The following is a 21,215-nucleotide window of genomic DNA, read 5'->3' on the forward strand; positions in this document are numbered from 1 at the left end:
CCGTGCGCAGCCGTAAAAGACCGTGGTGGTGAACGCGCAACGGGCCGCCCGCCGTAAGAACGGCGGGCGGCCCGTGAGACGAGCGCTGGACGAAATTAATCGTTCAGGTGCTGGCGCAGGTAGGACTCGACGCCGTCGATGGAGATGCGCTCCTGGGCCATCGAGTCGCGCTCGCGGATGGTCACCGCGTGGTCCTCGAGCGTGTCGAAGTCGACCGTGATGCAGAACGGCGTGCCGATCTCGTCCTGGCGCCGGTAGCGGCGGCCGATGGCGCCCGCGTCGTCGAACTCGACGTTCCACCGGCGGCGCAGCTGCGCGGCCAGGTCACGGGCCTTCGGCGACAGGTCGGCGTTGCGCGAGAGCGGCAGCACCGCGGCCTTGACCGGCGCGAGCCGGTGGTCGAGCCGCATGACCGTGCGCTTCTCCATGACGCCCTTGGCGTTGGGGGCCTCGTCCTCGCTGTAGGCGTCCAGCAGGAACGTCAGCGTGGCGCGGTCGACACCGGCCGCGGGCTCGATGACGTAGGGGACGTAGCGCTCCCCCGTGTCCTGCTCGAAGAAGCTCAGGTCGGTGCCCGACGCCTTGGAGTGGGCGGTCAGGTCGAAGTCGGTGCGGTTGGCGACGCCTTCGAGCTCACCCCACTCGGAGCCGGTGAAGTTGAAGCGGTACTCGATGTCGACGGTGCGCTTGGAGTAGTGGGACAGCTTCTCCTTCGGGTGCTCGTAAAGGCGCAGGTTGTCCTTGTTGATGCCCAGGTCGGAGTACCAGCGGTAGCGCTCGTCGATCCAGAACTGGTGCCACTCCTCGTCCGTGCCCGGCTTGACGAAGAACTCCATCTCCATCTGCTCGAACTCGCGGGTGCGGAAGATGAAGTTGCCCGGCGTGATCTCGTTGCGGAACGACTTGCCGATCTGGCCGATGCCGAACGGGATCTTCTTGCGCGCCGACTGCTGCACGTTGAGGTAGTTGATGAAGATGCCCTGCGCGGTCTCGGGGCGCAGGTAGGCCAGGCCCGACTCGTCCTCGACCGGGCCGAGGTAGGTCTTGAGCAGGCCGCTGAACTGCCTGGGCTCGGTGAAGGTGCCCTTGTTGCCGCAGTTGGGGCAGGTGATGTCGGCCAGGCCGCCCTCGGGCTCCTTGCCGTTCTTCTCCTCGTACGCCTCGATCAGGTGATCGGCGCGGAAGCGCTTGTGGCAGGAGAGGCACTCGGTCAGCGGGTCGGTGAAGGTCTCGACGTGACCGCTGGCCCGCCACACCTCGGGGGCCAGCACCACGCTGGAGTCGAGGCCCACCACGTCGTCGCGCGACTGGACCATCGACAGCCACCACTGCCGCTTGACGTTGTTCTTGAGCTCGACACCCAGTGGACCGTAGTCCCACGACGCGCGCAGTCCGCCGTAGATCTCGCTCGACGGGTAGACGAGCCCGCGGCGTTTGGCGAGGCTGACGATGGTGTCCATGACGTCGGTGCGTCGTGCCATTTTGGTTGATTCTCTTTCCGGCTGGAGGTCGGCGAGTGAAATTGGTGAGATCCCAGCTTAGGGGACGCACGGACCCTCTCGCGCGCCAGTAATCGTTAAGCGCCTTCCTGCGTGTAAACGTCCTCGAACGCACTGGGTTCGTTGACCATGAGAATCATCAGTGGATACATCACCATCCGGGCGGCGGAGAGCGCTCTGCGGTAGAAACCGGCACCCTCCCACTCCGTGACCAGGGCCCACAGGTTGGGCTCATCGACCGAACGGGCCAGCCTGCCCCGCTGGTAGCCCGGCTGGGCGGCGAACGTGTCAAGGATGGTGTGGCCCTGCTTGACGAAATCTTGGGACTGGGACTCTGGAACGGTGTATCGGATCACGGCGAGCACCCGACCAGATTAAACGCGTTACGCCCGTCTGATGCGCCGACCCGGTCAGGCGGCCCGCCCGCTCGGCGCCCTGCCTCCCGCCTGTCTCCCGTAGGCTCTGGGTGTGGCCCCAGACAGCAAGCGCCCGCTTCCCAAGGGCGAGCAGTTCTTCACGCCGGGCGCGACCGGCCTGCGCAAGGCCGTCGAGCGGCGCAGCGCCGTGCCGATGACCTACCTGTTCACGCAGGTGCCCCGATGGACGGCGCCGACGGTGCTGGTGGTCCTGCTGCTGGCCGGGTTCGCCGTGACCAACCCGCTGGGCGGCGTGGCCGTGCTGCCGGCGATCGCCTTCATCGGCTGGCTGGCGTACCTGTCGTGGCCGTCGCTGGGGATCGGCGGAAAGGTGATGCGGGTCGCCATGCTGACCTTCCTCGTGCTCCTGGCGGCGACCCGCTTCGGCCTCATCGCCCCCTAAGGCAACAGGGTGTAGTGCGGGAAGTTGCCCGGCAGGCGCTCGCCGTCCGGGCCCCCGATGGAGGACGCGGCGGAGGACACGGTGGAGGACACGGTGGAGGCCCGCACCAGCAGCTCGCCGCCGACGAACGCGCCGCGCCAGGACGCCCCGAGCCCGCCGAACAGCTCCTCCCGGTCGCCGCGCGAGCGCGGCCGGTTGTGCCCCACCTTGAACGCCCGCACCTCCGGCGCCAGCCGGTGGAACGTCTCCTCCTCGTCGCACGACAGCGTGGCCACCAGGGCGCCGTTGCTGGCGTTCATGGCGGCCAGCAGCTCGGCCTCCGTGTCCACCAGCACGATGGTGTCCACGGGCCCGAACGGCTCGGCGTGGAAGAGGGGTGAGGAGCGGGGCGGGTTGAGGAGCGCCGTCGGCGCCAAATACGCCGAAATATCCTGCCCCGGCAGGAAATGTCCGGCGTCGAGCGACGCCCGATGCACCGGCACCCCGCCCCTGGCCACCGCCTCGTCCACCTGATCGGCCAGTTCCTTGGCCTTGGAGGCGTTGATCAGCGGCCCGAAGTCCAGCTCCGGCAGCGGATCGCCGGGATCGGCCACCGCGAGCGGATGGCCGAACCGCAGGGACCCCACCGCCGCCAGGTACGCCCCCAGGAACTCGTGGAACAGCGACCGCCGCACCACGAACCGCGGATAGGCCGTGCACCGCTGCTTGCCGTAGTCGAACGACGCCCGGATCTGCCTCGTGAGCAGCTCCCAGTCGCCGTACTCCCACACGCCCCAGCAGTTCAGCCCCTCCTGCTCCAGCACGTGCCGCCGCCCGAGGTCGGCCAGCGAGGTCGCCACCTTGGCCCCCGCGTCCCGGCCGCCCACGAACGACACGCTGCCCAGCGCCCGCCCGCCGGCCAGCACCGGCGACAGCTCCGCCCCTCCCCCGCTCACCAGCGTGAACGGCAGCCCCTCGCGCACCGCCAGCGCGCAGGCGAGCGTCAGGCAGCACAGGCCGCCGTCCGTGGGGGTCTTGGCGATCACCGCGTTGCCGGCCAGCGCCTGCACGAGCATGGCGTGCATGAGCACGCTCATCGGGTAGTTCCAGCTCGCGATGTTGCTGACGGGCCCGGGCAGCGGCATCCGCCCGGCGACCATGCGGTCGATCTCGGCCACGTACCAGCGCACGCCGTCCAGGCAGCGGTCCACGTCCGCGCAGGCCGTCTTCCACGGCTTGCCGATCTCCCAGACCAGCAGCAGGGCCAGCAGGTCGCGGTGGGCGGCCATCGACTCGACGGCGGCCGACACCATCGCCTTGCGCTCGGCGAGCGGCAGGTGCCGCCAGCGCCGGTGCTCCTCCACCGCGCCCGTCACCGCCCGTCCCGCACCCGCCCGGTCGATCCGGGGCAGGCCCGCGATGGCGGTGCCGTCCAGCGGCGAGAAGCCGGGCACGGGGCGCCCGTCGCGGTGCCAGATGCCGCCCCAGTGGTTGAGCACCCGGTCGTCGTGGAATGCCTCGGGGGCCGCCGAACAGCACCGTTCGTAGGCGTCCCGCCAGGCCGTACCCGGCTTGATCCGCATGCGTTCCTCCTCAGTCGGACCAGTCGGCGGTGATGAGCTCGGGCAGCGGCTCGAACTCCTTGATCGCCTCCAGTGACGGACCCATGGCGGCGTTGGCCTCGCGCTCCACCATCACCTCCACCAGCACCGGCAGCCGCTCCCGCGCCGACTCCGCCGTCGCCCAGGCCAGCGCGTCCCGGATGTCGCCCGGCAGCTCCACCCGGCGCGCCGGGCAGCCGAACGCCTCCATGGCCTTGACATGGTCGATGCCGCCTTCTCCGTAGTGCAGGTCCACGGCGTAGTTCATGTCGTACGGGATCTCGGCCTGCCGGATGAGGCCCAGGTACTCGTTGTTGATCATGACGATGACGAACGGGATCCGGTACTGGGCGGCCACCGCCACCTCCTCCATGAGGAACTGGAAGGAGTAGTCGCCCACCACCGCCACGACCTGCTGCTCCGGATGCGCGCACTTGACGCCCATCGCCGCGGGCACCTCCCAGCCCAGCGGCCCGGCCTGGCCGCACACCAGGTAGCGGCGCGGCAGGTAGGTCGTCTGGAACTGGCCCGACCAGATCTGGTAGAGCCCGATGGCGGTGACGAACGTGGTGTCCCTGCCGAAATACTCGTTGATCTCCCTGAACACCCTGGGCGGCTTGATCGGCACGTCGTCGAAGTCGTCACGGCGGGCCATCGTCCTGCGCAGGTCGGCGACCTTCCGCACCCACTTGCCCGGCTGACGCGGCCCGCCACGGCGGCGCGCCTCGTGCAGCAGCTCCTCGAGCACCGGCCGGGCGTGCCCGACGATCCCAAGATCCGGTTCGAAGACCCGGCCGATCTGCGTGGGCTCGATGTCCACGTGCACGAACGTGCGGCCCCGGCGATAGACGTCGAGGTCGCCGGTGTGCCGGTCGCCGAAGCGGGCCCCGATGGCCAGCACCAGGTCGCTCTCCAGGAACGCGGCGTTGCCCCACCGCGTCTGGGTCTGGATGCCCGCCATGCCCGCGAACAGCGGGTGGTCCTCGGGGAAGGCGCCCTTGCCCATGAGCGTCACCTGCACGGGCACCTGGAGGTGCTCGGCCAGCGCGCGCAGCTGGTCGGACGCGTCCGCGATGATCACGCCGCCGCCGGCCAGGATGATCGGCCGCCTGGCCTCGGCCAGCAGGTCCACGGCCTTGCGCACGGCTCCGGGCAGCGGCGCGGGCTCCTCGACGGGCAGCGGCGCGTCCAGCTCCCGGTCGTACAGGCAGGTCCCGCGCTGCACGTCCACCGGCAGGTCGATGAGCACCGGGCCGGGCCGCCCCGACCGCGCGATCCTGAACGCCTCCCTGAACACCCACGGCGCCTGCGCCGGCTCCTTGAGCTGCACCGCCCACTTGGTCACCGGCCGGGCGATCTCCACGATGTCCACCGCCTGGAACGCCTCCTGGTGCAGCTTGGAGGAGACCGCCTGGCCGGTGACGCAGATCATGGGGATCGAGTCGGCCAGGGCGGTGTAGAGGCCGGTGATCATGTTCGTGCCGGCGGGGCCGGAGGTGCCGATGCAGACGCCGACGTTCCCGGTCACCCTGGACCAGCCGTCGGCCGCGTGGGTGCCGCCCTCCTCGTGGCGTACGGTGACGTGCCTGATCGAGCTGTGCTGGAGCGCGGCGTAGAGCGGCAGGATGGCCGCGCCCGGGATGCCGAAGACGGTGTCCACCCCCTCCGACTCCAGCACCGCCACCACGGCCTCCATGCACGGAATCCTTTTTCCGCGGGCTCCTTCGTCGCCCGCGGAAAAACCCTTTGCCGTGCTTCTGGTTCTCTCGCTTCGCTCGTTCACGCATTCAGCCTTTCCACGACCTTGAGGAGGGCGGAGTGGTCAAGCGAGCCGTGGCCCTGTGCCCTGGCCGCGGCCACGAGCTGGGCGACCTGCCCGGTGAGCGGCAGGCTGACCCCGGCCTCGCGGGCGGCGGCGACGGCGATGCCCATGTCCTTGTGGTGCAGGTCGATCCGGAAGCCGGGGTTGAACTCCCGCCGGACCATGGTGTGCCGCTTGAGCTCCAGGATCCTGGAGCCCGCCAGGCCGCCCGCGAGCACGTCCAGCCCCGCCAGGGGGTCCACGCCGGAGGCTTCGAGCAGCACGATCGCCTCCGCCACGAGCCCGTAGATGCCGCCGACGACGAGCTGGTTGGCCGCCTTGACGGTCTGTCCCGCGCCGGCCGGGCCGACGTGCACGACGGTCGTGCCCAGGGTGCCCAGGACGGGCCGGGCCGCCTCGACGTCCTCGGCCACCCCGCCCACCATGATCGACAGAGTGCCGTCGATCGCGCCGCGCTCGCCGCCGCTGACGGGGGCGTCCACCGCCCGTACGCCGGCGGCCGCCGCCTGCCCGGCGACCCAGCGGGAGGTCTCGGGCTTGATGGTGCTCATGTCGATGTAGAGCAGGTTCGGGCGGCCGTACTCGACGATCAGCGGCGCGACCTCCTCCACCTGCGGCGAGTCGGGCAGCATCGTGATCACCACCTCGGCGCCGCCGACCGCGTCGACCACGCCGGAGGCGCCCTTGCCACCCAGGCCGACGAGCTGTTCGACCCGCTCGGCGCTCACGTCATAACCGGTCACGACATGTCCGGCCTTGAGGAGGTTGGCCGCCATCGGGCTGCCCATGATCCCCAAACCGACGAACCCGATGTTCACGCCTGCCTCCAGTCGAACGCGCCCGGCCCCTGGTGCCGGTACTCCAGGCCGACGTGGCCTCGGTAGCCCGCCGCCGCCAGCCGGACGAAGATCTCGTCGTACGGCATGCGGCCGCTGCCGGGGTGTCCCCTGCCGGGGTCGTCGGCGATCTGCACGTGGCCGAACCTGGCGCTGTGCCGGTCGATGAGCTCCAGCACGTCCTCGCCCATCCGGTGCAGGTGGTAGAGGTCGGCCAGGAAGGCCACGTTCTCCCGGTCCACCTCGTCGATCAGCTCGAACGCCACCTGCGACGACGTGATCGGATATTTCGGGTTCTCGTGGGAGTTGAGGGCTTCGACCACCACGGTCGCGCCGATCGAGGCCGCCGCGTCGGCCGCCCCGCGCAGGTTCGCCACGGCCAGGGCCCGGTCAGTGCCGGGATCGTTGCCGTACAGGGCGTTGAGCACGCCGCAGCCGAGCTCGCCCGCCAGCCGGACCGCCACGTCGATGTTGGCCCGGAACCGGGCGGAGCCGTCCGGCCTGGCCAGCAGGCCGCGCTCGCCGGCGGCCATGTCGCCCGCGTCGAAGTTGAGGCCGGTCAGGCGCACCCCGGCGTCCTCGATCGCCTGCCGCAGCGCCGCCACCTCGACGCCCGCGGGGTCGGGGACGCCGAACGGCCACCACAGCTCGACCGCGTCGAACCCGGCCTTGGCCGCCGCCGCGGGCCGCTCCAGCAGCGGCAGCTCCGTGAAGAGAATGGACAGGTTGACGGCGAATCTCACGCCGCACCCCGCCGGCTCAGGGCTGAGCGCATGAGGCGGGCCGTCTCCGACGGGGTGCGCCCGACCCGGACCCCGGCCGCCTCCAGCGCCTCCTTCTTGGCCTGGGCGGTGCCCGACGAGCCGGACACGATCGCGCCCGCGTGCCCCATCGTCTTGCCCTCCGGCGCGGTGAACCCGGCCACGTAGGCGACCACGGGCTTGCTGACGTTCGCGGCGATGTAGGCGGCGGCCCGCTCCTCGGCGTCGCCGCCGATCTCGCCGATCATGACGATGGCGTCCGTGCCGGGATCGTCCTGGAACGCCTGGAGGCAGTCGATGTGGGTGGTCCCGACGACCGGGTCGCCGCCGATGCCGACGGCGGTGGAGAAGCCGAGATCGCGCAGCTCGTACATGAGCTGGTACGTCAGCGTGCCCGACTTCGACACCAGCCCGATGCGCCCGGCGGAGGTGATGTCGGCGGGGATGATCCCGGCCGAGGACTGCCCCGGGCTGATGAGCCCCGGGCAGTTGGGCCCGATGATCCGGGTGCGGCCGTGCGCGAGTGCGCGGAAGCGCACCGCGTCGTGCACGGGGACGCCCTCGGTGATCACCACGCACAGGGGCATCCCGGCCTCGACCGCCTCCTCCACGGCCGGGCCGGTGAAGCGCGGCGGGACGAACACCACGGAGACGTCGGCCCCGGTCTCCCCCATGGCCTCGGCCACGGACCCGAACACGGGCACCGAGCGCTCGCCGAAGTCCACGGACCGGCCGCCCTTGCCGGGTGTCACGCCGGCCACGACGTCGGTGCCCGCGGCCAGCATGCGGGCCGTGTGCCGGGTGCCCTCCGCGCCGGTCATGCCCTGCACGAGCACCCGGCTGTCCTTGGTCAGAAAGATCGCCATCACGCACCTGCCGCGAGTCTGGCCGCCATCTCGGCGGCGCCGTCCATGGTGGAGACCTGCCGGACCGCCGGGTGCCGGGCGTCGCTCAGGATGCGCCGGCCCACCTCGGCGTTGTTGCCGTCCAGGCGTACGACGATGGGCCTGGCCAGGCCGCGCTCGCCGAGGAGCTCGAGCGCGGTGACGATGCCGCTGGCCACCGCGTCGCAGGCGGTGATGCCGCCGAAGACGTTGACCAGCACCGAGCGCACGTCGGGGTCGGCCAGGATGATCTCCAGTCCGTCGGCCATGATCTTGGCGGACGCGCCTCCGCCGATGTCCAGGAAGTTCGCGGGGGCGGCCCCGGCCCCGGCGACCACGTCGAGCGTGCTCATGACCAGCCCGGCGCCGTTGCCGATCACGCCCACCCGGCCGTCGAGCTTGACGTAGTTCAGCCCCTTGGCCCGGGCGCGGTCCTCCAGGCTGCCGGTGACCTCCCCGTACTCCCAGGCGTGCCGGAACGCGGAGTTGTCGTCCAGGGTGACCTTGCCGTCCAAGGCCACGATGCGCTGGTCGGTGGTGCAGATCAGCGGGTTCACCTCGACCAGCAGGGCGTCCTCCGCGACCAGGACCCGCCACAGTTTCTCCAGCACCTCGGCCGCCTGCTCGGGCAGCCCCGCCTTGGCCGCCAGCAGGCGCGCGGCGTCCGCGTCCACGCCCGTCACCGGGTCGACCGGCAGCCGCACCAGGGCGTCGGGGTCGGTGGCGGCCAGCTCCTCGATCTCCATGCCTCCCCGGCCGGACACCATCGCCAGGAAACCGCCCTCAGCCCGGTCGACAAGGAAAGCCGCGTAGTACTCCTCGAACGGGACGGTCGCCGCCTCGACCAGCACGCTGCGCGCGACGTGCCCCTTGATGTCCATCCCGATCACGTGCTCGGCCTCGGCCTCGGCGGTGACCGGCCCGGCCGCGGTCCTGATCCCGCCCGCCTTGCCGCGTCCGCCGGTCTTCACCTGGGCCTTGATGACGACGGGCGCGTTCAGCTCGGCCGCTATCGCGCGGGCCTCCGCCGGGGTGGCCGCGATCCTGCCGGCCGGGACCGGGATCCCGTGACGCCCGAAGAGCTCCTTCGCCTGATACTCGTACAGGTCCATTCGAGCCTCCTTTGTAGACGGTATACCGTATGGAAAAACCCTCGTCTAGGGTCTCGACAGTCTCTCGTCTACTGGATATTCCATACAGTATGGAGAATGCAGTTAGAGACTGGCGCGGGCGTTCGTACCTCCCCGGACCCGTCCCCGCCGACCGCACGCGCATGTTCTGGCTGGCCTGGGGGGCCATGGCGGCGATCAGCCCGCTCCAGTACGGCTACGCCGCCCTCCTCGCCAAGGAGGCCACCGGGCTCACCCTCCTGGCCGTCTGGATCGCCTGCCAGGCCGCGGGCGCCCTGCCCGCGCTCCACCTGGTACGGCGGGGCCGCCTCGGCGTCCGTACCAGCCTGGCCGCGGGAGCCGCCCTGAGCTTCGCCGGCCTCGCCGCGGCGGCGCTCCCGCTGAGCACCCCGGGCGCCTTCGTGGGGTACGCACTCCTCGGCGGGCTGGGCGCGGGCCTGGTCTACGGGGTCTGCGGCGAGGTCGTCTCCTCCTGGTACCCGGAACGGCCCGCCGCCCGGGTCGGGCTGATCACCGGCGCCTTCGGCTACGGCGCGGTGCCCCTGCTCGTCTGGGCCGGGATCGCGCCGGCCGCCACGTCCACCGCGTTCCTGGTCGCGGCGGTCGTCGCGCTGGCGGTCATCGGGACCGCGGCCCGGCACCTGCGGCTGCCTCCCGCGCTGTGGTGGCCCGCGGACGTGGACCCGCGCTCGCACGCGCTCGACGCGGCGCGGCTGCGCACGACGCCGGAGGCGGCCCGGCAGTTCGGGCCGGCGCAGGCGCTGCGCACGCGTACGCTGCCGGCGCTGGCCCTGATCCTGACGTGCGCGGGCGCGGTGTCGGTCTTCGACGTGATCGTGATCGCGGGGACCGGGTCGTGGGGCGCGCTGGCCGTCCTGGTGGCGCTGAACGGGGCCAGCCGGTCGGTGGCGATGCGCTGCTCGGAGCTGTACGGGCGGCGCCGCGTGCTCGCCGCCGTCCTGACCGCCCTCGCCACCGGCCAGGTGCTCCTCGCCACCGCCCTCGCCACCACGCCGCCCGGCGCCGAGCCTGTGATGGCCGGGGGGCCGCTGTTGTGGTTCGGGGCCGTGGCGGCCGGGCTCGGGGGCGGGGCGTTCTACCCGCTGCTCGCCAGCCTGGTGCGGGAGTTCTTCGGGGTCGAGCGGGCGGGCGAGATCCACGCCGTCGTCTACAGCGCCAAGGCCCTGGCCGGAGCGGGGGCCGCCGCCCTGGCCCTGCTCGCCCTGAGCGCGCCTGTGCCCGCGCTCGCCGTCGCCGCCGCTCTCGCCGCCCTTCCGGCCCTGGCCATCCCCCGCCTCCGCATCCCCGGCCTCCCGGCCACCATCCCCTTGTGACACCCACCCGCCCCGCCGGTCACGGGCGCCGCCCTCCATCACCGGGGCGCCTGTGATGAGGCTCACGGCCAGGAGAGATCCTTGGACGGTATGCTGTAGGCAGTCGACGAAAAACCGTAACGCAGCCCTGGAGACGTGACCATGTTGCTGTCGGATCAGGCCGGTCAGGCGGCGGCCACCAAGATTCCCCGCCCAGCCACGCTCCGCGAGAGCGTTATCGAGGCTATCCAGGAGCTCATCGTCTCCGGGCAGCTCAAGCCGGGCCAGCACCTCGTGGAGAGCGAGCTGGCCGAGCTGCTCGGCGTGTCCAGGCAGCCGGTCCGCGAGGCGCTGCAGCAGCTCAGCGGCGAGGGCTGGGTCGACCTGTTCCCCGGCCAGGGCGCGTTCGTGCACGTCCCGACCGTGGAGGAGGCCGACCAGCTGCTGGCCGTGCGCACGCTGCTGGAGACCGAGTCCGCCAGGCTCGCCGCCAAGCAGGCGGGCGAGGACGGCGTCAAGCGGCTGCGCGCCCTGTGCGCGCGGGGCATCGCGGCGGTGGAGGCCGACGACGTCGACTCCGCCGTGGCGACCAACTCCGAGCTGCACGCCCTGGTGACCGCCCTGTCGGGCAACAAGGTCCTCTCCGAGCTGGCCAGCCAGGTCGCCAGGCGGGTGCGGTGGTACCACACGCCGGTGGCCCGCCAGCGCGGCATGGCCTCGTGGGAGGAGCACACCTCGCTGATCGACGCCATCGAGGCGGGCGACGAGCGGCGGGCGGCCAAGATCATGCGCGAGCACACCGAGCACACCCGCGCCTCGTACATGGCTCAGCGCGAGCAGGAGCCCGTCCAGCCGGCGCCCAAGCCGGTGCGGCGGCGCCGGACGCGGCAGCCGGGTTGATCTGCCGTTCACAAGAGACCGCATGCTCCGAAACACCTCGGGTAGAGGATGGAGCCGGACGAATGGAGGTGCGTGACCATGAAGGCGTTCATCCGCTTTCTCCTCGGTGATCCCGCGGGCCAGGCAGCGGACGGCCGGGTGATCGGCCTGGGTCTGAGCACAGCTCTCAAGAAGCACTACTCCGCCGACGAAGCGGACCGCTACCTGCGCGAGTGGGCGGCCGCGGAGCACGACGTACCCAACTGTCCGCGTCACTGAGGAGCCGCGGCCGGGACGATCGCCCCGATGCCGCGGCGTGGTCAGCGTTCCACGGGCTCGGGCTCCACCCCCTCCGAGGCCGCGGCGGACGCCCTCGCGTCGCGGGCCGACTTGATGAGGCTCAGCACCGTGGTGACGGCTAGGGTGCCGACGATGACGCCGAGGGAGACCAGGATCGGGATCTCCGGCGCCCACGACACGCCGTCGTGGTGCAGGGCCTCGAGGATCAGCTTCACGCCGATGAAGGCCAGCACCACCGACAACCCCTTGCTCAGGTAGACGAGCCGGTCGAGCAGCCCGCCGATGAGGAAGAAGAGCTGGCGCAGCCCCATGAGGGCGAAGGCGTTGGCGGTGAAGACCAGGTACGGCTCCTTGGTGAGGCCGAAGATGGCCGGGATGGAGTCGAGCGCGAAGAGCAGGTCGGTGGTCCCGATGGCGACCATGACGATCAGCATCGGGGTGACCATCCTGCGGCCGAGGTGCACGGTGAGCCGGGCGCCGTGATAGGTGTCCGTGGTCGGGAGCACCCGGCGCACCGCGCGCAGGGCGACGTTCTCGGAGAACTCCGCCTCGTCGTCCTCGCCGCCCATGAGCTTCCACGCCGTGTAGACGAGGAAGGCGCCGAAGACGTAGAAGAGCCAGTCGAACCTGGCCACCGCGCCCGCGCCGGCCGCGATGAACGCGCCGCGCATCCCCAGCGCCAGGATGATGCCGATGAGCAGCACCTTCTGGCGGTACTCGCGCGGCACCTGGAAGCGGCTCATGATCAGTAGGAAGACGAAGAGGTTGTCCACGCTGAGCGAGTACTCGGTGATCCAGCCGGCGAAGAACTCCCCGCCGTGCGCGGGGCCCGACAGCAGCAGGAGTCCCACGCCGAAGGCCGCGGCCAGGGCGACGTAGAACGAGACCCAGGCCACGCACTCCTTCATGGACGGCTCGTGCGGCCTCCTGGCGACGAGCCAGAAGTCCACGGCGAGCACGACCGCGAAGCCGGCGATCGTGGCCAGCCAGATCCAGGGCGGCAGGTTCACCGGCGGGCCCCCTTCCGTGCGCGCAACATCCCGGCGTGCCGGACGTAGACGCCGAGCAGGTCCTTGGCCAGCGGGTTGGCGGCGGCACGGCGGATCAGCCAGTACGGCATGATCCGCTCGTGCAGCCAGACGAAGCCGATCGCGAAGCCGAGGCTCACCATCGCCTGGTACGCCAGGAACGGCAGCACTCCGTCGGCCAGGCCGATCCCGACCAGGCTCTCCTGCGCGAGCCGGGACACGGGGAAGGCCGCCACCCAGTACAGGCCGACCGGCCCGAAGGTCCCCGGACGGAACACGCCGTGGCCGAGCAGCACGCCGTACAGGCCGCCGAAGAGGGCGAGCGGCACGGCGAGCGACAGGGCCGACAGCGCGGCCATCCCGGTGGGCTGCCCCGCGAACAGGGTCAGCCCACCGGCCATGGCTCCGGCGACGGCTCCGATCGACGCCCCTGGCAGGGCGAGTTCGAGGCTGTGCCGTCCGTCCATCAGCCCACGACCACGCCGAAGGCGAACAGACTGTAGAACAGCATCCCCAGGTAGAACACCGCACCGAAGCCGATGATGACGTTCGTCCACCACTTGGGCCGGATCGGTTTGGGCAGCATGCGGTTGTTCACCAGGAGCAGGGTCACGCAGTACGCCCCCATCGCGAACGTCGACAGGAACGCCAGCGTGTCCAGGATCCCGCTCGGCCCGTCGGCCGGTCCGAACAGCAGGATCAGGATGCCGAAAATGATCACGCCCCAGAGGAAGACCCCGTACAGGCGCGACATGCCCAGCTTCTTCGCCCCGGGCACGAAGTGGTACGTCATGTCAGCCTGGCCCCGGGAGAAGGAGTCGAACAGCCCCAGGGTGGCGTTCAGGCCGATCAGCGCGATGAACCCGAGGAACACCGCCCCGAGCACCGAGCTGCCCGCGTGGGAGACGGCGTTGGCCATCGCGGTGAGCGCCACCTCGCGGTCGTCACCCTGGATGACCTCCCGCACGCCCGGGTTGAGCCGCACGGCGGACTGCGCGATCACCGTGAACGAGATCGTCACCAGCATGGTGACGCCCCAGAACAGCAGCAGCGCGTCGAACGTGACCCAGCGCCGCCATCCCTTCCACTTGGCCATCTCGGCCGGGTCCTCGGTGTCGAACATGAACCCGCGCGCGGGCATCTCCTCTTGCTGCCCCGCGTGCCGCAGCCCGCGGATCTGCGGGATGTGCGCGCCCATGCCGGCCCCGGAGTCACGCAGGTGCAGCGTGTACCACATCTGCTGCATGCCGGAGGGTCCGGCGAAGGCGCACGCCCCCACGATGACGGGGAACCAGGCCGCCGACATGGCCTCCGACGGGAAGTAGCCGAAGGAGAACATGCCCGAGAGCGTGGAGGCCACGTCGCCCCAGGAGCCGACCATGGCCGCGACCACCGCCGTGCCGATCACGAGTGTGCCGATGAGCAGCGACAGCACGTTCTCCAGCACGTTGTAGATCACCTTGGCCAGGCTGAACACCACGCCGACCAGGACGAGCCCGACGATGGCGGTCACCATCCACGGGATGCCGGTGATCTCCTCGAACGCCGCCGCCCCGGCCGACAGGTGTCCCGGCCAGATGTAGACGGCGATGGCCACGATGAAGAAGAACCACATCAGCGGCTTGAACACCCGCGCCGCGCCGGAGAAGATGCTCTCCCCCGTCGCCATGGCGTAGCGTGCCATCTCCAGCATCACGAAGGCCTGCAGCGTGACGCCGATCAGGAACAGCCACCTGATCTCGGGCCCGAACAGCAGCACCAGCCTGGGCCACATGTACGACTCGCCCATGCCCACGCCCAGCGCGACGAGGAAGACCGTCGGCCCGAGAATGTGCACCGACGGAGGCGCGTCGGGCAGCTTCCTGATGGGCATCGGCGCGAGCCGGCCCGCTTTCCATACTCGTTCGTCCTCGACCGGCGGCGTGGCCGTCGCCGGTGGTGTTTTCGATGTGTCCACCTACGGACCTCCTGGGGGGTTGTTGCTTCCTCGTGCGCCCCGATTAGCCCCCTCACCCGGCTTGTTGCGCTCGGCTCTTAGCGCAACAAGCCGGCAGCCCTGGCCCAGCGGTATTTCGCGCCGAGGACCGCCACGGGCTTCTCCGTCGTGTACGGGTACGCGACCACGCCGTGCTCGAACAGGTACTCGCTGGCCTCCTCTACCTCGGTGTCGCCGGCGAGCGACGCGACGACCGGCTTGACGTTGCCCTTCGCCCGCTCCTCCGCCACGACGCGGGCGATGAGCTCGGCGAAGACCATCGGCGGCGTCACGATCGTGTGCCAGTAGCCCAGGACGAGCGCGTGGATGCGCTCGTCGGCCAGGCCGAGGCGGACCGTGTTCTCGTAGGTCGAGGGGGGTTCGCCGCCGGTGATGTCGATGGGGTTGCCCGCCGCGCCGAACGGCGGGATGTAGGCGCGGAAGGCCGCGTCCAGGTCGGGCGGGATGTCCATGAGCGTCAGGCCGGCGTCCACGATGGCGTCCGACAGCAGCACGCCGGAGCCGCCCGCCCCGGTGATGATGACGACGTTCTCGCCCTTGGGCGCGGGCAGGATCGGCAGCGCGCGGGCGTATTCGAGCATGTCGTTGAGGCCCGGCGCGCGCACGACCCCGGCCTGCCGCAGGATGTCGTCGTAGACCTTGTCGTCGCCCGCCAGCGCGCCCGTGTGCGAGCCCGCCGCCCGCGCGCCCATCGCGGTGCGGCCGGCCTTGAGCACGATGACCGGCTTCTGCCTGACGACCCGGCGCGCGGCCTCGACGAAGCCGCGGCCGTCCTTGAGGTCCTCCAGGTGCATGGCGACGGCCTTGGTGTTGTCGTCCTGCTCGAAGAAGGTCAGCAGGTCGTCCTCGTCCACGTCGGCCTTGTTGCCGACGCCGACGATGGCCGAGACGCCCATCTTGGTGGTGCGGCTGAAGCCCAGGATGGCCATGCCGATGCCGCCGCTCTGCGAGGTCAGCGCCACGCTGCCCTTGACGTCGTACGGGGTGCAGAACGTCGCGCAGAGGTTCTCCGGCGTGTAGTAGTAGCCGTAGATGTTGGGTCCGAGCATGCGCACGCCGTGCCTGCGCGCGATCTCGACGATCTCCTTCTGCCCCTCGACGTTCCCCGTCTCGGCGAACCCCGACGGGATCATGATCGCGCCCGCCACGCCCTTGCGCCCGGTCTCCTCCAGCGCCGGCGCCACGAACTTGGCGGGGATCGCGAACACGGCCACGTCCACGTCGCCGGGCACGTCCGAGATGCTCTTGTACGCGGTCAGCCCCATGATCTCGTCGGCCTTGGGGTTGATCGGGAAGATCTGCCCCTGGTAGCCGCCGTTGATGAGGTTGCGCATCACCGAGTTGCCGATCTTGCCGGTCTCGGCGGAGGCGCCGATCACGGCCACCGAGCGCGGCCTGAAGATCCGCGTCATCTGCCGGAGGATCTCCTCCCGCGACAGGCGGGCGACCTCGGCGGGCCTGTCGCCGATGAGGATGCGCACGTCGGCGGCGACCGCGCCGTTCGCGTCGGCGAAGACGGGGTTGAGGTCCACCTCGACGATCTCGGGGAAGTCGGAGACCAGCCGGCCGACACGCTCGATCAGCTCCGCCAGCGCCTGGCGGTCGGCGGGCTCGGCCCCCCGGGCACCACGGAGCACTTCTGCCGCCCTGATGTCGTCCAGCATCCCAAGCGCATCTTCTCCCGAGACGGGGGCGAGCCGGAAGGTCACATCCTTGAGCACCTCGACCAGGACGCCGCCCAGCCCGAACGCGATGACCTTGCCGAACGTGGGGTCGGTGACGGCGCCGACGATGACCTCGTGGCCGCCGCCGACGAGCTGCTGCACCTGGACGCCGTCGATGGCGGCGTCGGCGTTGTACGCGCGGGCGTTGGCGAGGATCGTGTCGTAGCCCGCGCGGACCTCCTCCGCGCTCTTCAGGCCGACCAGCACGCCGCCCGCGTCCGTCTTGTGCAGGATGTCCGGGGAGACGATCTTCAGGACGACCGGGAGGCCGATGCGCTCGGCGATGGAGACCGCCTCGTCGGCCGAGGTGGCCAGGCCCTCGCCCGGGGTGGCGATGCCGTACTCCTCGCAGATCTTGCGCCCCTCGGGGGCGGTCAGGGCCGTGCGGCCCTCGGCGAGCGCCTTCTCGATGACTTCCCTGACCACTAGATGACTCCGTTCGTCTTCAGTTGGGCCAGCTCGTCCGCGCTGACTCCGAGCTCGCCGTAGATCTCCTGGTTGTGCTCGCCGAGCAGGGGCGGGGTGCGGACGTCGACCGGGGAGTCCGACAGCTGCAGCGGGCTGCCGACGGTCACGAACTCGCCGCGCTCCGGGTGGTCGACCGTGACGACGATGCCCTCCTCGCGCAGGCTCTCGTCCTGGACCAGCTCCTTGGTGGACAGGATCGGCCCGCACGGGATGTTCTCGGCGTTGAGCCGGTCGAGGACCGTCCACTTGTCGTGGCGGATCGTCCACTCCTCGATGAGCTGGAACATCTTGTCCAGCTTCGGCAGCCGCGCCTCGGGCGTCGCCCACTCGGGGTCCTCGGCCAGCTCGGGGCGGCCGATGATGTTCGAGATGGGCTTCCAGCCGACCGGCTGCACGATCACGTAGATGTAGTCGTTGGGTCCGCCGGGCGCGCAGCGCACCGCCCAGCCGGGCTGGCCGCCGCCGCTGGCGTTGCCCGAGCGGGGCACCTCGTCGCCGAACGTCTTGTTCGGGTACTCGCGCAGCGGGCCGTGCGCCAGGCGCTGCTGGTCGCGGAGCTTGACGCGGCACAGGTTCAGCACGGCGTGCTGCATGGCCACCTGTACGCGCTGCCCGCGGCCGGTCTGCTGGCGCTGGTAGAGGGCGGCCAGGATGCCGGCGACCGCGTGGATGCCGGTGCCCGAGTCGCCGATCTGCGCCCCGGTGGCCAGCGGCGGGCCCTCCTCGAAGCCGGTGGAGGTCATCGAGCCGCCCATGGCCTGGGCGATCACCTCGTACGCCTTGAACTTGGCGTACCTGCCGGTGCCGAAGCCCTTGATCGAGGCGTAGATCAGGCGCGGGTTGAGCTCCTGGAGGCGGTCCCAGGTGAAGCCCATGCGGTCGACCGCGCCCGGGCCGAAGTTCTCGACCAGGATGTCGGCGCTCCTCACCAGGTCGGTGAAGATCTCCTTGCCGCGCTCGCTCTTCATGTTGAGGGTGATGCTGCGCTTGTTGCAGTTGAGCATCGTGAAATAGAGGCTGTCGACGTCCGGGAGATCGCGGAGCTGCTGCCGGGTGATGTCGCCGGTCGGGGCCTCCAGCTTGACGACGTCCGCGCCCAGCCAGGCGAGCAGCTGGGTGCAGGACGGGCCCGACTGGACGTGGGTCATGTCGAGGACGCGGACACCTTCGAGAGCCTTCATGTTGGAGCTCCCCTACTTGTACATCGTCTGGTTCATGGTTCCGGGGGCGTAGACCTCCGGATCGACCCACACGTTGATCAGCGACGGCTTGCCCGACTCCCTGGCCCGCTCCAGCGCCGGGCGGATCTCGGCCGGGTCGCGCACCTCCTCGCCGTGGCCGCCGAGCAGCTTGGCGAAGTCGCCGTAGCGGATGTCGCCGAGGGTGTTGCCGACGCGGGCGCGGTCCTCGCCGTACTTGGCGGCCTGGCCGTACCTGATCTGGTTCATGGACGAGTTGTTGCCGATGACCCCGATGAACGGCAGGTCGAAGCGGACCATGGTCTCGAAGTCCCAGCCGGTCAGGCTGAAGGCGCCGTCGCCGAACAGGCAGAGCACCTCCTTGTCGCGCCGCGCCTGCTTGGCCGCCATCGCGAACGCCATGCCGACGCCGAGCGTGCCGAGCGGTCCCGGGTCCATCCAGTGGCCGGGCGACTTGGGCTGCACGACCTGGCCGGAGAAGGTGACGATGTCGCCGCCGTCGCCGATGTAGATCGTGTCCTCGGTGAGGAACTCGTTGATCTCGTGGACCAGGCGGTAGGGGTCGATGGGCTGGGCGCCGGAGAGCTGGCGGGGCAGGCGCTTCTCGTACGCCTGGGTCTCCACCGCGCGCAGCTCGTCCATCCACTCCTTGCGCTTGGTGACCGCGTTCTCGATGCGGCCGCTGGCGGCCTGGGCCGCCGCCGCGAGGACGAGGCCGGCGTCGCCGACGATCCCCAGGTCGATGTCGCGGTTCTTGCCGACCGTGCGGTAGTCGAGGTCGATCTGGACCACGGCGGCGGTCGGCGACAGGCGCTTGCCGTAGCCCATCCGGAAGTCGAACGGGGTGCCGACGATGATGATCAGGTCGGCGTTGGTGAAGGCGTACCTGCGGCTGAGCTGGAAGTGGTGCGGGTCGCCGGGCGGGAGCGTGCCGCGGCCCGAGCCGTTCATGTACGCGGGCACGTTCAGGGCCCGGACGAAGTCGATCGCGGCGTCCGTGGCCCGGCACGTCCACACCTGGCTCCCGAGCAGGATGCACGGCTTCTCCGCGTGCGCCAGCATGTCGGCCAGCCGCTCGATCGCCTCGGGGTCGCCCTGCTGGCGGGTCGAGGCCCGGTAGTGCCCGGTCTTGGGGATGCGCGCCTTCTCCAGGGGGACCTTCGCGTCGAGCACGTCGCGCGGGATCTCCAGGAACGACGGGCCCGGAGCGCCGTGGTAGCACTCGCGGAAGGCCATCGACACGATGTCCGCCACCCGCTCCGTGCTCGGCACCGTGGCCGCGAACTTGGTGATCGGGCTCATCATGTCCACGTGCGGCAGGTCCTGCAGCGAGCCCATCTTGTGCTGGCTCAGCGCTCCCTGGCCGCCGATGAGCAACATGGGGCTCTCCGCGCGGAAGGCGTTGGCCACGCCGGTGACCGCGTCGGTCGTGCCCGGCCCGGCGGTGACCACCGCGCAGCCGGGCTTGCCGGTGATGCGCGCGTACCCGTCGGCCGCGTGTGCCGCCACCTGCTCGTGGCGTACGTCGATGACCTCGATGCCCTCATCGACGCAGCCGTCATAGATATCGATGATGTGGCCGCCGCAGAGCGTGTAGATCACGTCCACACCCTCGGCCTTGAGTGCCTTGGCTACGAGATGACCACCAGAGATCGTTTCCGACATCATGCCACCCTTTCCGGCGTCGGCTGTCTTCCGCATACTGCATACCGTATGACCGCAATGGTTACTCCCTCCCGTTCGGCCTGTCTAGCCCCCAGGGGGCAACTCGATCAGCTCGACCTGCTCACCGGCCCACCCCGGAGGGACGACGGCCAGCGCGTCGGCCAGCGCCGCCCCCCACAGCGAACCCGGCCGGTCGTGCCCCACCGGTACCGCGCCCCGGCCCGACCTCCGGACCGGCACGAGCCGCGTGTCGCGCGGGTGCGCCCGCACCGCTCCGGCCAGCGCCGACGTCTCCGTGCGGACGGGGATCCCGGCCAGTTCGCGCAGGATGGGTGCGAGCAGCGTGAGGGCCGCGCCGAGGGCCGCGAACGGGTTTCCCGGCAGGCCGACGACCAGCGACCCTCCGGGCAGCCGGGCCAGGAGCTGCGGATGCCCGGGCCGCACGGCGACGCCGTCGACGATCACGTCGGCGCCGAGGTCGCCGAGCACGGCCCTGAGGTGGTCGGCGGGCCCCTTGGACGACGCGCCGCACACGACGAGGACGTCCGCCGCCCCGGTCTTGAGTGCGGCGTGGAGCGCTTCCCGGCCGTCGGGCAGCACGTCGGTGCTCGCCACCCGGCCGCCGGCCCACGCCACCAGCCCCGGCAGGAACGGGCCGATGGCGTCGCGCACCCGGCCCGGCGCGGGCAGGCCCTCGTGCACGACCTCGTCCCCGGTGATCAGCACCGCGACCTGCGGGCGGGGCCGTACCGGCAGCTCGTCGTGGCCCAGCGCGGCGGCCAGCCCGAGCGCCACCGGGGTCACCACCGCGCCCGCGCCCAGCGCGACCGCGCCTTCGGCGATGTCCTCGCCCCGCCGCCGGATGTGCCGCCCGAGCTCGGCGGCACCGTTCACCCGCGCCCCGTCCACCGCGGCCTGCTCGTACGGCAGCACCGCCGACGCCCCCGCGGGCGTCGGAGCGCCGGTGGTGATCTCGACCGCCTCCCCCGGCCGCAGCTCCTTCCCGTAGCAGGCGCCACCGGCCAGAACCCGGCCGACCACCCGCCACGGGCCGGCACCGGCCACCGCGTAGCCGTCCATCGCCGAAACGTCCACCCCGGGCACCGCCACCAGAGCCGTCAACGGCGCGGCGAGGCGGCCGCCGAGAGCGTCGGCGAGCAGCACGGACGCGGGTTCGAGGGGCGTCGCGGCCCCCTTCGCGAGGGCCCGCGCGGTCACCCAGGTCGTCGATTCCACCACTAGATCATGCCGAAGAACGGTCACAGGCATGCTCCTTGACCCACGTTTTTCCATACTGTATACCGAATGCAAA

19 protein-coding genes are annotated in these 21,215 nt (G+C 71.0%); 4 read left to right on the forward strand and 15 right to left on the reverse strand.

What is annotated here, in order from left to right:
- Positions 1-95 precede the first annotated feature (95 nt).
- Complete coding sequence (locus ACWEPL_RS06635; RefSeq protein WP_350725101.1) at positions 96-1,481, reverse strand: glycine--tRNA ligase; 1,386 nt, start codon at positions 1,479-1,481, stop codon at positions 96-98.
- Between the two features lie 95 nt (positions 1,482-1,576).
- A complete protein-coding gene (locus ACWEPL_RS06640; protein ID WP_192791193.1) occupies positions 1,577-1,864 on the reverse strand; it encodes an antibiotic biosynthesis monooxygenase family protein in 288 nt (95 codons plus the stop codon).
- Between the two features lie 103 nt (positions 1,865-1,967).
- Between ACWEPL_RS06640 and ACWEPL_RS06645 the strand changes: the two genes are divergently transcribed.
- The gene (locus tag ACWEPL_RS06645) at positions 1,968-2,318 is read left to right on the forward strand and encodes a DUF6703 family protein (protein ID WP_452435409.1); all 351 of its coding nucleotides are present in this window, start codon (positions 1,968-1,970) and stop codon (positions 2,316-2,318) included.
- Here ACWEPL_RS06645 and ACWEPL_RS06650 read toward each other — a convergent pair.
- The 6 genes from ACWEPL_RS06650 to sucC form a co-directional block, all read right to left on the reverse strand.
- The gene (locus tag ACWEPL_RS06650; RefSeq protein WP_452435410.1) at positions 2,315-3,880 is read right to left on the reverse strand and encodes an aldehyde dehydrogenase family protein; all 1,566 of its coding nucleotides are present in this window, start codon (positions 3,878-3,880) and stop codon (positions 2,315-2,317) included. The two genes, ACWEPL_RS06645 and ACWEPL_RS06650, sit on opposite strands and share 4 nt — an antisense overlap.
- A 10-nt stretch (positions 3,881-3,890) precedes the next feature.
- Positions 3,891-5,594: a glyoxylate carboligase gene (gene gcl, locus ACWEPL_RS06655; protein WP_452435411.1), complete on the reverse strand. Its 1,704-nt coding sequence runs from the start codon at positions 5,592-5,594 to the stop codon at positions 3,891-3,893.
- 83 nt (positions 5,595-5,677) lie between these two features.
- On the reverse strand, positions 5,678-6,538 hold the full coding sequence (locus ACWEPL_RS06660; RefSeq protein WP_452435412.1) for an NAD(P)-dependent oxidoreductase: 861 nt from the start codon (positions 6,536-6,538) through the stop codon (positions 5,678-5,680).
- Positions 6,535-7,299 carry a hydroxypyruvate isomerase family protein gene (locus tag ACWEPL_RS06665; RefSeq protein ID WP_452435413.1) on the reverse strand — a complete coding sequence of 255 codons (765 nt, stop codon included), beginning with the start codon at positions 7,297-7,299 and terminating at the stop codon, positions 6,535-6,537. Before ACWEPL_RS06665 ends, ACWEPL_RS06660 begins: the two co-directional genes overlap by 4 nt.
- Positions 7,296-8,183 carry a succinate--CoA ligase subunit alpha gene (gene sucD, locus ACWEPL_RS06670; RefSeq protein WP_350725090.1) on the reverse strand — a complete coding sequence of 296 codons (888 nt, stop codon included), beginning with the start codon at positions 8,181-8,183 and terminating at the stop codon, positions 7,296-7,298. The genes ACWEPL_RS06665 and sucD overlap by 4 nt, the downstream gene beginning before the upstream one ends.
- Positions 8,183-9,313 carry an ADP-forming succinate--CoA ligase subunit beta gene (gene sucC, locus ACWEPL_RS06675; RefSeq protein WP_452435414.1) on the reverse strand — a complete coding sequence of 377 codons (1,131 nt, stop codon included), beginning with the start codon at positions 9,311-9,313 and terminating at the stop codon, positions 8,183-8,185. The genes sucD and sucC overlap by 1 nt, the downstream gene beginning before the upstream one ends.
- Before the next feature lie 89 nt (positions 9,314-9,402).
- Here sucC and ACWEPL_RS06680 point away from each other — a divergent pair, with 89 nt between their 5' ends.
- The 3 genes from ACWEPL_RS06680 (at position 9,403) to ACWEPL_RS06690 (ending at position 11,802) form a co-directional block, all read left to right on the forward strand.
- Positions 9,403-10,665, forward strand: coding sequence for a hypothetical protein (locus ACWEPL_RS06680; RefSeq protein WP_452435415.1), 1,263 nt, complete (start codon positions 9,403-9,405; stop codon positions 10,663-10,665).
- A 141-nt stretch (positions 10,666-10,806) separates the two neighbouring features.
- Positions 10,807-11,544 carry a GntR family transcriptional regulator gene (locus tag ACWEPL_RS06685; protein WP_350725084.1) on the forward strand — a complete coding sequence of 246 codons (738 nt, stop codon included), beginning with the start codon at positions 10,807-10,809 and terminating at the stop codon, positions 11,542-11,544.
- A 78-nt stretch (positions 11,545-11,622) separates the two neighbouring features.
- Entirely contained in the window at positions 11,623-11,802 is a 180-nt protein-coding gene (locus ACWEPL_RS06690) for a hypothetical protein (protein ID WP_350725083.1), read from the forward strand.
- Between the two features lie 41 nt (positions 11,803-11,843).
- Here ACWEPL_RS06690 and ACWEPL_RS06695 read toward each other — a convergent pair whose 3' ends face one another.
- From ACWEPL_RS06695 to ACWEPL_RS06725, 7 genes are all read right to left on the reverse strand, one after another.
- The gene (locus ACWEPL_RS06695) at positions 11,844-12,833 is read right to left on the reverse strand and encodes a TerC family protein (protein ID WP_350725081.1); all 990 of its coding nucleotides are present in this window, start codon (positions 12,831-12,833) and stop codon (positions 11,844-11,846) included.
- A complete protein-coding gene (locus tag ACWEPL_RS06700) occupies positions 12,830-13,318 on the reverse strand; it encodes a hypothetical protein (RefSeq protein ID WP_449894959.1) in 489 nt (162 codons plus the stop codon). Before ACWEPL_RS06700 ends, ACWEPL_RS06695 begins: the two co-directional genes overlap by 4 nt.
- On the reverse strand, positions 13,318-14,808 hold the full coding sequence (locus ACWEPL_RS06705; protein ID WP_363967333.1) for an Nramp family divalent metal transporter: 1,491 nt from the start codon (positions 14,806-14,808) through the stop codon (positions 13,318-13,320). Before ACWEPL_RS06705 ends, ACWEPL_RS06700 begins: the two co-directional genes overlap by 1 nt.
- A gap of 77 nt (positions 14,809-14,885) precedes the next feature.
- Complete coding sequence (locus ACWEPL_RS06710) at positions 14,886-16,997, reverse strand: acetate--CoA ligase family protein (RefSeq protein WP_452435416.1); 2,112 nt, start codon at positions 16,995-16,997, stop codon at positions 14,886-14,888.
- Positions 16,997-18,220 carry a formyl-CoA transferase gene (gene frc, locus ACWEPL_RS06715; protein ID WP_355208121.1) on the reverse strand — a complete coding sequence of 408 codons (1,224 nt, stop codon included), beginning with the start codon at positions 18,218-18,220 and terminating at the stop codon, positions 16,997-16,999. Before frc ends, ACWEPL_RS06710 begins: the two co-directional genes overlap by 1 nt.
- 12 nt (positions 18,221-18,232) lie before the next feature.
- Positions 18,233-19,939: a thiamine pyrophosphate-binding protein gene (locus tag ACWEPL_RS06720; RefSeq protein WP_397367102.1), complete on the reverse strand. Its 1,707-nt coding sequence runs from the start codon at positions 19,937-19,939 to the stop codon at positions 18,233-18,235.
- Between the two features lie 48 nt (positions 19,940-19,987).
- On the reverse strand, positions 19,988-21,172 hold the full coding sequence (locus ACWEPL_RS06725) for a molybdopterin molybdotransferase MoeA (protein ID WP_452435417.1): 1,185 nt from the start codon (positions 21,170-21,172) through the stop codon (positions 19,988-19,990).
- Between the last annotated feature and the right edge of the window lie 43 nt (positions 21,173-21,215).

The organism is Nonomuraea sp. NPDC004186, from assembly GCF_053603495.1.